This is a genomic window from Bacteroides faecichinchillae JCM 17102 (assembly GCF_000614145.1).
Lineage (GTDB): Bacteria > Bacteroidota > Bacteroidia > Bacteroidales > Bacteroidaceae > Bacteroides > Bacteroides faecichinchillae.
Genome location: NZ_BAKK01000044.1, coordinates 20645 through 32513, shown reverse-complemented (window position 1 = coordinate 32513; position 11869 = coordinate 20645). Strand labels below are relative to the sequence as shown.

General features: G+C 42.8%; 9 protein-coding genes and 4 pseudogenes. 5 read left to right on the top strand and 8 right to left on the bottom strand.

Annotated elements, in window-relative coordinates; genetic code table 11:
* Together JCM17102_RS29935 and JCM17102_RS17345 are read right to left on the bottom strand one after the other, a co-directional pair.
* Nucleotides 1-309 (bottom strand): DUF4133 domain-containing protein (locus tag JCM17102_RS29935; RefSeq protein ID WP_025076065.1); only part of this gene is annotated, 309 nt, incomplete at its 3' end.
* Between the two features lies 1 nt (nt 310).
* Complete coding sequence (locus tag JCM17102_RS17345) at nt 311-607, bottom strand: DUF4134 domain-containing protein (protein WP_005794045.1); 297 nt, start codon at nt 605-607, stop codon at nt 311-313.
* 498 nt (nt 608-1105) lie between these two features.
* On the opposite strand from JCM17102_RS17345, the pseudogene JCM17102_RS28200 reads away from it, so the two are divergent.
* Nucleotides 1106-2451, top strand: a pseudogene (locus JCM17102_RS28200) (ATP-binding protein).
* 919 nt (nt 2452-3370) lie between these two features.
* On the opposite strand, the gene JCM17102_RS17335 reads toward JCM17102_RS28200, so the two are convergent.
* The 5 genes from JCM17102_RS17335 to JCM17102_RS17315 all read right to left on the bottom strand — a co-directional run bounded on the left by JCM17102_RS17335 (nt 3371) and on the right by JCM17102_RS17315 (nt 6240).
* Nucleotides 3371-3667, bottom strand: coding sequence for a hypothetical protein (locus tag JCM17102_RS17335; protein WP_025076064.1), 297 nt, complete (start codon nt 3665-3667; stop codon nt 3371-3373).
* A gap of 21 nt (nt 3668-3688) precedes the next feature.
* Complete coding sequence (locus JCM17102_RS17330) at nt 3689-4480, bottom strand: DUF4122 family protein (protein WP_025018909.1); 792 nt, start codon at nt 4478-4480, stop codon at nt 3689-3691.
* Between the two features lie 61 nt (nt 4481-4541).
* Nucleotides 4542-4970, bottom strand: coding sequence for a DUF3408 domain-containing protein (locus tag JCM17102_RS29170; protein WP_159106355.1), 429 nt, complete (start codon nt 4968-4970; stop codon nt 4542-4544).
* Nucleotides 4971-5032: 62 nt separating this feature from the next.
* A complete protein-coding gene (locus JCM17102_RS17320; protein WP_025018911.1) occupies nt 5033-5479 on the bottom strand; it encodes a DUF3408 domain-containing protein in 447 nt (148 codons plus the stop codon).
* Between the two features lie 2 nt (nt 5480-5481).
* Nucleotides 5482-6240, bottom strand: coding sequence for a ParA family protein (locus tag JCM17102_RS17315; protein WP_025018912.1), 759 nt, complete (start codon nt 6238-6240; stop codon nt 5482-5484).
* Nucleotides 6241-6923: 683 nt separating this feature from the next.
* On the opposite strand from JCM17102_RS17315, the gene mobA reads away from it, so the two are divergent.
* The 3 genes and pseudogenes from mobA to JCM17102_RS28185 form a co-directional block, all read left to right on the top strand.
* Nucleotides 6924-7376, top strand: a complete 453-nt coding sequence (gene mobA, locus JCM17102_RS17310) for a conjugal transfer protein MobA (RefSeq protein WP_025076063.1) — start codon at nt 6924-6926, stop codon at nt 7374-7376.
* 1 nt (nt 7377) lies between these two features.
* Nucleotides 7378-8630, top strand: a pseudogene (gene mobB / locus JCM17102_RS28190) (conjugal transfer protein MobB).
* 35 nt (nt 8631-8665) lie between these two features.
* Nucleotides 8666-9370 (top strand): annotated as a pseudogene (locus JCM17102_RS28185) (YWFCY domain-containing protein); the annotation flags it as partial.
* Nucleotides 9371-9513: 143 nt separating this feature from the next.
* Here the strand turns inward: JCM17102_RS28185 and JCM17102_RS30430 are convergent.
* The gene (locus tag JCM17102_RS30430; protein ID WP_159106354.1) at nt 9514-9906 is read right to left on the bottom strand and encodes a hypothetical protein; all 393 of its coding nucleotides are present in this window, start codon (nt 9904-9906) and stop codon (nt 9514-9516) included.
* Between the two features lie 57 nt (nt 9907-9963).
* On the opposite strand from JCM17102_RS30430, the pseudogene JCM17102_RS28180 reads away from it, so the two are divergent.
* Nucleotides 9964-11774, top strand: a pseudogene (locus JCM17102_RS28180) (reverse transcriptase domain-containing protein).
* The last annotated feature ends 95 nt before the right edge of the window (nt 11775-11869 follow it).

Here is an 11869-nt window from a genome sequence, read left to right as displayed (position 1 = left end):
AGGAATAATCAATCGCAAGAATCGCTTGCGGTTGATGATGTAGCGGGGATGGTTCCGTGCAGCCTGCATCTTCATCAAACCCCACTCGCCATACTTGGCATTCAGGTGGAAGGTCGCCCAGACAAGTACCGAAGCAGAGATGACTCCCAGTGCGATACATATCCATTGGTTCACGTCTGCCATATACAGCACCATAAAGGCTATGAGTATGGCGAGCAGACCGCCGGCGAAGATGAAGAGGTATTGGCTGCGTAGCCCCTTGAACTCGGGGCTACGACCAATCCCTTTGTTGATTTGATAGACCGCCATATTAGAGGAAGAATGAACGTAAGATGGTGGCGGCTACAATCAAGAAAATACAGGCACCGAACCAAGAGGCTGCGGTCTTCGAGGTGTCAGGGTCGCCCGAAGAGAACTTCGAATAGACCTTCACGCCACCGATAAGACCGACTACGGCTCCCACTGCGTAAATCAACTTGGTACCAGGATCGAAATACGATGTTACCATGTTGGTAGCCTCGGTGATACCTGCGATACCGTTACCCTGTGCGTAAGCACCTACTGTTGCGAGCATAAATGCTGCTGCGAATAATACTTTTTTCTTCATACGTCGAAATGTTTTTTAGTTATACAAAAAGTGATTTCGACTGCGAATATATAGCACTTAATTCATTGATTTTCAAATCGGTCTATACACGTCATAACGTGTCATCAGATGTCATAGTTGGGGCGTTTTGAAGGGGGAAAAAGAGTGTTTGTATGGTACAAACTGTTGCTGCTTTTACCGCAAAAACAAAGGACAAGTTGCCACAAAAACAAAGTGTAATACATCACAAATTCAAAGGATAAAATACCGCAAAAATTAAAAATGGTTCCGACAATTATTGATACCTCCAATCGGAAAACGCAGTTTTTTGAGGCTTAATTTTATAGGAAAACGCACCTAATACTGCTAAAAATGGTGGAAAACGGCATTTTATTATATGTAAATTCGGTGGAAAACGGCAAATATGGCATTATAAATTTGGTGGAAAACGGCATTTCGGGCTTAAAACATTTGGTGGAAAATATGAAAAGCCTTATCTTTGCATCAAAATCAAAGACTATGGCAGAGGATATAATTCGTTTTAAGAGAAAGATGTATGACACTATGCTCAAGTGGAAACAAGAGCGTAATGGGGATACTGCATTACTTATTCAGGGAGCTCGTCGCGTTGGCAAATCAACTATTGCTGAGGAGTTTGCACGAAATGAGTATAAGTCATACATATTAATTGATTTTTCTAAAGTATCTAAAGAGGTAAGTGATTTATTCAATGATATATCCGACCTGAATTACCTTTTTATCAGGTTGCAATTTATCTTTCAAGTAGAATTACATGAAAGAGAGTCCGTTATTATATTTGATGAGGTACAGTTGCAACCATTAGCAAGACAAGCAATCAAGCACCTTGTAAAGGACCATAGGTATGATTATATAGAAACAGGCTCTTTAATTTCTGTAAGATCTAAAAGTAAAAACATCATCATTCCAAGCGAAGAGACAAAGGTTGATATGTTTCCAATGGACTATGAGGAGTTCAGATGGGCATTAGGTGATACGGCGACCATACCGCTGTTGCGTAGTGCATTTGAGAAAAAGATATCTCTTGGTGATGCTACTCATAGGAAACTTATGCGTGATTTCCGCTTATATATGCTTGTTGGAGGTATGCCTCAAGCTGTTGCTGCATACATTAAAACCAACAATTTTACTGCGGTGGATTTAGCTAAACGAGACATTATTGCTTTGTATGAGGAGGATTTCGGCAAGATTGATGATTCAGGACGAGCAAAGGCTATGTATGATGCTATACCAGCTCAATTAAGCAGGAATACATCTCGCTATCAAGTTGGAAATGCCATACCAGAAGAGAAAGTGGATAGAGTTATCAATATCGTAAAAGATATGGAGGATTCAATGACAACCAATATCGCATTTCATTCGGATGATCCAAATGTAGGTTTGGCTCTTACCAAGAATCCTGAGTATTTTAAGATGTATACTTCTGATACTGGTCTATTCGTTACACTAGCATTCAAGGATAGTGATATAACGGAAAATATTATATACGAGAAATTACTCAGCGATAAACTAAGTACTAATCTTGGATATGTATATGAGAATATGATTGCCCAAATGTTAAGAGCAACTGGAAGAATTTATTCTATCATACTATACCTTATGCAGATGGCAAGAAGTACTATGAGATTGATTTTATCATCACCGAGAAGCATAAAATTTCTCCTGTTGAAGTTAAATCATCTGGATATAAGTCCCACAAATCATTGGATGAGTTTTGTACTAAGTTCTCAGATCGAATAATGAATAAATATGTGATTTACACAAAGGATTACAAACGAGAAAATGGCGTAGATTACATACCTGTTTATATGACCATGTTCTTGTAAATTAAGTTAGTTGAATAGCAATAAGAAGCGTTCAAAAAAACAGGGTAAAAAGATGTACTAGGATAAATTTCAATACTTTACAAAATCACAAACGGGCGAGAAATTTGTAAGAATCATAAGTTTTCGTCAGTTTATCTGTATAAACACGAGTTTTTGAAGTCGGAAAAATCTGCAATAATTCCGACTAAAAAGGAGGCTTCAAACAGTATATAATTTTCTACCTTACAAAATCTTAATACTTATCGAATGTGCGGAAAACTATGCTATGGTTTTAGCGTGAATGGATAGAGAGTGAAAGTAATTATTTCTTTGGATTTTTTCATTTTTCGGCAAATTATTTGTTTGGAAAATTCCATTTTCATTCCTCTTAACCTTCATAATATGGAAGTTCAGTTCGTTATTTTGTTAGATTTATGGAAGTAGAAATCTGAAAAAGTGCTTATATATGGAAATAGGATTGTATTCAGATATGTCAAGGTCGGAAAAAAACGCTTTTATTCCGACCAAAATCGAGCCGCAAAACAGCATTCAATATGCTTATATATAATATATTGCACACTGGATAATGTGCGATAAACTATCCTTGATGTTATGCGTGCATTTTTGATTGGCTCACAAAGTTCATAAAGGTTTCAAAAATCCGAGAACTTTTACCTGCAATTTTGTTTAATACGTTGATTACATTGTGATTAACTAATCTCGTAAAGGGTTCACAATTGGCTCATAATGGGCTCAACATAGTAAGGCAAGAATCATAATGCACGAGGCATTACGATACTTGCCTTACTTGTTAATTGGAATAGCGGAAGCCATATAAAAACGCTGGCACCACGATTCACATCGGAGTGCCAGCAATGAAGAAAAAGACGAATTGAAATGAAAGAAAATAACAACTATCAATAAATCATGAAAGAATCAATTATGTTTCTTGTCTTATGGAGAGCCAGACATCAACTTCACCTGTGCACACATCTCTAAAGTAATGTCGCCGAACAACCACCCAAGATTCATATCCGATAGCATCCAGAACACTCATTTTTTCATATCCTCGATTGGGCCAAAGTGAGTTTGCATCTTGTTTCGCCAATTGCAATCTGGCGTCAGGTGTTAAAAAGCCCTCCAAATTAACGATATCGCCCCTATTGGGAAGTGGAGTATCGCCCCAAGTCAATGGAAGTAGGTTAAATATTTCACTTACATTTGCAAATACATTCATCATAGCATTGTCAATTTTAGGTTATACATACTTTTTGATATTAAAATCCTTGATTTTTCGCTCTCGTCTTTTGGACTCTGGCAGAGGTCTGCCGAACTCATCCAAATAATCGAAAAGCAATCTGTCAATCTTTTGCTGGTCGGCAAGCTCATTTTCAATGAGTCGCAGTAATTCAGTTCCTGGCAACTTATGAAATATCGTTTGAGCAGCACGAAGACCATTCTCATCGGAGTGTGTATCCGAGCTCAACACATCTACCATATTGTTCATCTCTTCATAGGTCATAGAGGTGTCAAAATCAGGGTCAGGCATAATACCTTCAGGCTCCATCAACTCTTGCATGTCCTCTTCGGTCAAACCTTTTTGAGGCTCAAAGTTATCCTCTACATCATCGGGGTTGACATCCTTATCCACAGGAAGTTCTACCTGTTTCAACTCCAACGAATGTGTGGGTATTGTGCGAGCAGCATTAATATCCTCGTAGTAGATAATGTTGGATTTACCCATTACTTCATTCGGATCATCATCAACGGGAGGACTCTCTTCTACCTTCTTATGCGTTTCTGTTTGGATTGGCTTAGGCTTATCCGTAGGCAAATCCTTACCGTATATTTTCTTGCGTCTTTCACGCTTGGCTTTATCAGCCATTCGTTTCTTTCGGTATTTCCATAATCTGACACGAGCTATGCGTGCCCAGTTATGCAGTTTGTCCCACAAACCGTAAATTTTGCGGCAGAACAAGAATACCCAAAGATGATAGAATATGAATAAGGCAGACAAGACCTTAACTGCGAAATATATTTTTGCCTCCATAACTACATGATTTTTGCTCTTTCGTCATTATACATCTTGATAATCTCAGGCTTGTATCTGTCTAAATGTCTGCAACAATGTTGCTGACAAATCCCGATATAGTAGCCTTGGGATCAATTATAGGCAACAGACTCCTAATTAAATCCAAATTCTCTCTATCGATGTACACATGTGAGCGATTAAGGGTACTCTTACATTTCAAGAATCGCTTCCTATAGAAACTGCATTTGGAGTCAATATCTGCATCCTTTGATATAGTATCTACCAAGGTCTTTATGGCTGTTTGCTCTTTCTCTGCATATGATTCAACAACCTCCTTAGGTTTAACGATTACTTCTGCCGATTCCGTTGATACCGTAGGTACTGAAGGAGTTTCAACCTTCGGTTTGCGTTGCCAAGGCCACTTGCGATTTTCGAGTTTCTCGATTTCCTCCTTTGTTAGAGGTCTGCTGGTAACAGTTATGCCTGCCTTCAATATAATAAGGACCATAAGCATAATTACTGATGCAATCAATCCGGTAATAAGTAAAATTTCTATTAAATGTGTCATAATTACTTGTTGTTTAAAAGGTTATTAATTTCGTTTGTTAGTAAGTTATCCATCTCATCACGGTATTGTTCCAAATGAGCATTAACGATGTTGTCTATATACCTTGATATATTGATGTTCGGAGCCACAACCGAGAGAAATCTCCGTACAGCATTATGTGTTTCCTGACTCAAATAGGTCTGCTGCCTATGTTGCACGGTTCCTTCAGTCAGAAACATCTTGCGGTAATCAAAGGAATCCTCCTTACGCTTTTTAGGCTTAACGGTTGTTTTCTCCTGCACTGCGACTGGCGGTTTCTCCTCTGGCGGATTTTCCACGACCTCGGCCGACTTGGTTTCTACGGGAGGTGGTGCATTCTCTTTCTGCTTTTCTCTCCCGAAGATGGGGATATCGCCGGCCATAATCTCCTTGAGCATATCCTCATCGACTTCGATTTTCTTCTTTGCCATAGCTACTTCAGATTAAGTTTCACAATCAGTTCTTCGGCTAACTCGGCCAGCCCGCTACCTTTGAGAGCCTTTGCAGGTGGAGGCATCAATGTACATCTGAAATAGTTCTTCGTCAGTAGCGACAGCTCCTTGTCGTAGCGATTGGTATGAGGAACGACCGTATCCAAAACAGTCAATTCCATCTTCTTCATAATAAGATTGTAGGTGTCAAAGACCTCGGTCGAAGCACGACCATCCTTCTTGTTCCAGAAGAAGAGGAAATCCTTGACGGGAACATCTTTTCGCTTCTTGCTGTAGTCAATGACAGTGGTTGAGAAAGCAAGACTGCTCTGCATAACGATACGGTCAGGAGCAATCGGAGTAATGACATAATCCATATTGACAATGGTGTTGAATACTCCGCGAGAGTTCACCGTACCCGGAAGATCTACAATAATCAAATCGTAGTCGCCCTCCTTGGCTAATTTGTCCGCAGCATCACGGGCTTTCTCTGCCTCAGCTCCCACTATGGGATAGGCTTTCTTTTGGATACGGTTCCATTGGTTGATCATCTGCTGCTTAAAGTACTCGCTGTTCTCCACGGTACGCATATCTCGTTCTTTCAAACGGATTAAACTGTACTGCGGATAATCGCAATCTACAACAGCCACATTAAGTCCTTTAAGGTAGTGGTAATACCCGGCGAGCAATATCGTCATAGCCGACTTGCCGACTCCGCCTTTCTGGTTGCACATAGCAACGAACACTGGATTTTTCTTCATGTCTCAAAATTTTTAGTTATACAAAAAAAATGTCTTCACTCTTGACTGAGTGGCAGAACGCTTGAAGGGCTTCACTCGTGCTGGCGGTCAATCTATCCATCTCGCACTCTTGCACTCACTCGGTCTCTCAATCTGTCATTCGCTCAGTCGTGCATGATTGCTGTCGTGCCGTCCATCTTTCACTCCATCATTCGCTCAATCTTGCAGTCGTGCACTCGCTCTTTCAAGCAGGCTCTCACTCCATCGTTCAAGCACTCTTTCTATCGCTCATTATGGCACTATCGAGGGCACTTCAGCACTCATTCACACCGCAAAGGAATAGCGAAAAATTGGAATAATCACTATGTCGTCAAGCCTCTGACTACACATGTCATCATATGTCATCACATAGCATATAACTCTCTATTTACCAATAGAATACACCTGTCTAACTTTGCACCCGAAAGGTCTATGGACACACAACGAACGGAGTTTTCGGATGCTTCTCTCTGAGAGGAACGGCGATAGCCAATTTTACGAAGGAAAATTCATGTTCAAGCGAACATAGCAAGTTGTGTTTTCGGCAGCCCGAAATATTTCGGGCAACCCAAAACAACTTGCCGCTCGCCTGACGGCTCGGGGTGGGATTCACTCCAAAGTCGTGAATCCATGACGGAAGATCAGAAACAAAAACATCAATGCGTATGGAAGAAAACAAGAACAGAAAGACAAGAAAAAGTGCAGGCCGGAAATCAAAATCCGATCCTGCCGTGTACCGTTACGGAATCAAATTCAACTCACGGGAGAATGCGCAGTTTGAACTCTCGTTCCAGAAATCGGGTATGGCTTACCGTGCAAGGTTTATTAAATCGGTACTACTGAACAGGGAAATCAAGGTGGTCAGAATCGACAAGGCGGCAATGGACTACTACGTCCGCCTTACTAATTTCTACCACCAGTTCCAGGCCATCGGTAACAATTACAACCAGACGGTAAAGGCAATCAAGAACAACTTCGGGGAGAAACGGGCATACGCCCTGCTCCGCAATCTGGAAAAGACGACCTTAGATCTGGTGGTGCTGAGCAAGCGGATCATCATGCTGACCCGTGAGTTTGAAGAAACCTACCTTACCAGAAAACAGAGGGAGGAAGAATGACATGGTGGCAAAAATCAACAGGGGCGCGTCACTCTACGGGGCTGTCATCTACAACCAGCAGAAAGTGGACGAGTCCACGGCACGTATCATTTCGGGCAACCACATGATTGCCGATGTCACGGGCAATCCGGAGCATGTCATGAGGAACACGCTCTGGGCTTTCGAGAACTACTTGCTTGCCAACAGGAACACGGAGAAGCCGGTGCTGCACATATCGCTCAACCCTTCGGTGGACGACAGGCTGACCGACAGCCAGTTCGCGGACCTGGCAAGGGAGTATATGCAACGCATGGGCTACGGCGACCAGCCCTACATCGTGTATATCCACGAGGACATAGACCGCAGGCATATCCATATCGTTTCCACCTGCGTGAACGAGAAAGGGGAAAAGATTGACGACGCCTACGAATGGAACCGCTCGATGAAAGCCTGCCGGGAACTGGAACGGAAATTCGGACTGAAACAGGTGGAGGACAAACGCAGGGAGCTGTTGGAGCCCTACCTCAAGAAAGCGGACTATCAGAATGGCGATGTAAAGCAACAGGTTTCCAACATCCTCAAAAGCGTGTTCTCCACTTACCGTTTCCAGTCATTCGGGGAGTACAGCGCGTTACTTTCCTGCTTCAACATCGAGGCGAAACTGGTCAGGGGCGAATTTGAAGGAACACCTTACAACGGCATTGTCTATACCATGACAGACAATGCAGGCAAGCCGGTATGTACGCCCATCAAATCTTCACTTATCGGGAAACGCTACGGCTACGATGGTTTGGAAAAGCGTACCGGTTACAATGCCCGCGAGTACAAGAACAAGAAATGGCAGCCCAAGATACGGAACGAGGTAGCACTCGCCATGCACGGCTGCCGGGGCAACCGGAGGATTTCATCCGCCTCTTGAACGGCCGGGGAATAGACGTGGTGTTTCGTGAGAACGATGAAGGTCGCATCTATGGAGCAACCTTCATCGACCACAGGAACAGGGAGGTCTATAACGGTTCTCGGCTCGGCAAGGAGTTCTCGGCAAATGCCTTTGAACGCCTGTTCAACGAACCGGGCAATACCCCGGACCTGGATGCTCCCACACCGGATATCAGCGGACAAAGCAGTTTCTCTGCCGGCATGGAAGATGCCATCGGACAGGCTTTCGGGATCTTCAACTTTGAAACAAACGGTCCCGACCCGCAGGAAAAGGCTCTTGCCCGAAGGCTGCAACGCAAGAAGAAAAAGAAACGCCGTTCACGGGGTATCTCCTGAAAACAATATTCATTCACCATTAAAATTATATTATTATGCAACAGGAAGATGATTTGAGAGGACTGGCAAAGGTCATGGAGTTCATGCGTGCCATATCCATCGTGTTTATTGCCATCCACGTCTATTGGTTCTGTTACCGGGCATTCGTGGATGCGGGTATCAATATCGGAGTGGTCGATAAGATACTCCTGAATTTCCAGAGGACGGCGGGGCTTTTCAGCAACCTGCTGGTGACAAAAGTGTTCGCCGTCATATTCCTTGCCCTGTCATGTTTGGGTACGAAAGGCGTGAAGAACCAGAAGATGACCTGGCGGAAGATATATACCGCCTTCCTTTCGGGGCTTGTATTGTTCTTCATGAACTGGTGGATGCTCGATCTGCCGTTCAGTCCGACAGCTGACGCCGCCATTTACACGGTAACGCTGACCGCCGGGTACATCCTTCTTTTGATGTCGGGCGTATGGATAAGCCGTATGCTAAAACACAACCTGATGGAGGACGTGTTCAATACCGCCAACGAGAGCTTCATGCAGGAGACACGGCTCATGGAGAACGAGTATTCCGTCAACCTGCCGACCAAGTTCGTGTACCAGGGCAAGGAATGGGACGGATGGATCAACGTTGTAAACGTTTTTCGCGCGTCCATCGTGCTTGGGACACCGGGCAGCGGGAAGTCCTACGCGGTGGTAAACAACTACATCAAACAGATGATTTCCAAAGGTTTTGCCATCTATATTTACGGTGCGCCAGTCAAGGCTATATCTTAATCGTCCCTTTGGCAAGGATTAGGCAAGTGTTCTTTGAAAACGACCTATCATCACCGACTTATCTGTCTAACGAAAGGCGGCAGGGAGTGTAGCACGTCGGGACAACTATAAGTCAGTTAGTTACCAAACTGCGACTGAATAGCGATGATAAGACAAGTATGAGGATAAAACCCGAATTGGTTGAATGATAATCTGAGCGGTCTTTGTAGCAGGCTGTGACGTAAGGTAACTATGGAACTACCGTTGTATGGATAGTTCTGAACCGTCATCACTGCAATACTCTTTTTGCAGTCGTAGAGTAGAAAGAGCAAGAACTTGTTGCAGCGCAACCGTAATATACGGTAAAAGGTGGAAGTCATATCCGACAACTTGTCGTGCCAACAGTTAAGATATAGTAAACTGGGATTACCTAAATCGGAGCCTGCAAAGGCTATGGGAAACAGTTCCCGAAATTCCGACATGGTAACGGAGTCCCCGTAGTAGTCCGAGCAAGTTAATGGCTTGTACATGGCGAAGGGGGACAGCAGAGATTTTTAATACAATTAATGAATGATGTGAGAGACATTATGAGAAATTCGGCAAAAGTATTAAACAGTTTGAATCGACACAGCAAGGACTTGAATTACAAGTACGAGCGTCTGTACCGTATTCTTTTCAATACGGAGATGTACGCCGTTACCTACCAGCGGATTGCACCCAAACAAGGCAATATGACGGAGGGGACGGACGGCAAGACCATTGACGGCATGAGCATCAAGCGTATTGAAAACCTGATAGCATCATTGAAAGATGAAAGCTACCAGCCCAAACCGTCAAGGAGAACATATATACCCAAGAAAAACGGGAAAATGCGTCCTCTGGGTATTCCTGCTACGGAAGATAAGTTATTGCAGGAAGTGGTTAAAATGGTATTGGAAGCCATATACGAGGAGAGTTTTGAATACACTTCGCATGGTTTCCGTCCCAAACGGAGCTGCCACACAGCCCTTAAGCAGATTGAAAAATCATTTTGTGGGGTGAAATGGTATATTGAGGGCGATATAAAGGGATTCTTTGACAACATCAATCACGATGTGATGATAGGAATCCTCGAAGAACGCATCAATGATGCCCGTTTCATTCGGCTTATCCGTAAATTCCTGAATGCAGGATATATCGAAGATTGGGAATATTTTCACACATATAACGGGACACCGCAAGGTGGCATCATCAGTCCTGTACTCGCCAATATCTATCTTGATAAATTGGACAAGTACATGGCAGAGTATGCAGCAAAATTTGATAGGAATGCCCGTAAAGAAGTGAACCCACAGTACAGACACTACCAACGTAAGAAAGAACGAGCTAAAAAGGCGCTGAAATCAGCAGTAAGTCTTGAAGAAAGAAAACTGCTGGTAGGACAGATACGGAAATATGATAATCTTATGTTACAGACCTCGGCTAAAAATGACATGGACTGTAACTATAAGAGGTTGAAATACGTGAGATATGCGGATGATTTTCTGTGTGGCGTTATAGGCAGTAAAGAAGATGCAATGACAATCAAGTCGGATATAAAGAATTTTATTTCCGACAAACTAAAATTGGAATTGTCTGATGAAAAGACGCTGATAACCCATTCGGAAACTCCTGCAAAATTTCTTGGATTTCATATCAGAAACCGCAAGTGCATGGAAACCAAACGGGATTCCCTCGGTCGTAAAAAGAGAAGTCGGAACAAGACGGTGGAAATAAAAATCCCCAAAGATACGGTCAAGAAGAAACTTCTTGCGTATGACGTTGTGGAAATAAAGAAACACAACGGCAAGGAAATATGGAAACCGAAAGCGAGACCCGAACTGAACTTCAACGACGATTTGGAAATCCTGCGCAGGTATAATTCTGAAATTAGAGGCTTGTACAATTATTTCGGCATAGCGTTAATTGCGCAGCCCAGCTATCCAATTTCGGTTATATCATGGAGTATAGTATGTACAAAACATTTGCAGCCAAGTATCGAAGCAAAGTAAAGAAGATATGCAAAAAGTACAAGCATAACGGAATATTTTGCGTTAAGTATCAGAACAATGCAGGCAAACAAAAGGAAGAGTACTTCTATAAAGGAGGTTTCAAACGCCAAAAGCCATCAAAGGATAACAAAATAGACATACTACCCAAATTCATAATGCACACCAGCACAACCAGTCTTATGGACAGGTTGAAAGCAGAAAAATGTGAATTATGTGGAGCTAAGGGGCATTTGGAAATGCACCATGTACGTAAACTCAAGAATCTTCAAAATAAAGAGCCTTGGGAACGACACATGATTGCACGGAAAAGGAAAACTATTGCACTCTGTGGAACATGTCATAAAAAGATTCATTATGGAACGATTTAAACTGCATATCGAAGCGGAGAGCCGGATACGCTGGAAGGTGTACGTCCGGTTCGGAGGCGAGTTTTCGGAAACCGACCATAGTAATATGGCACGGC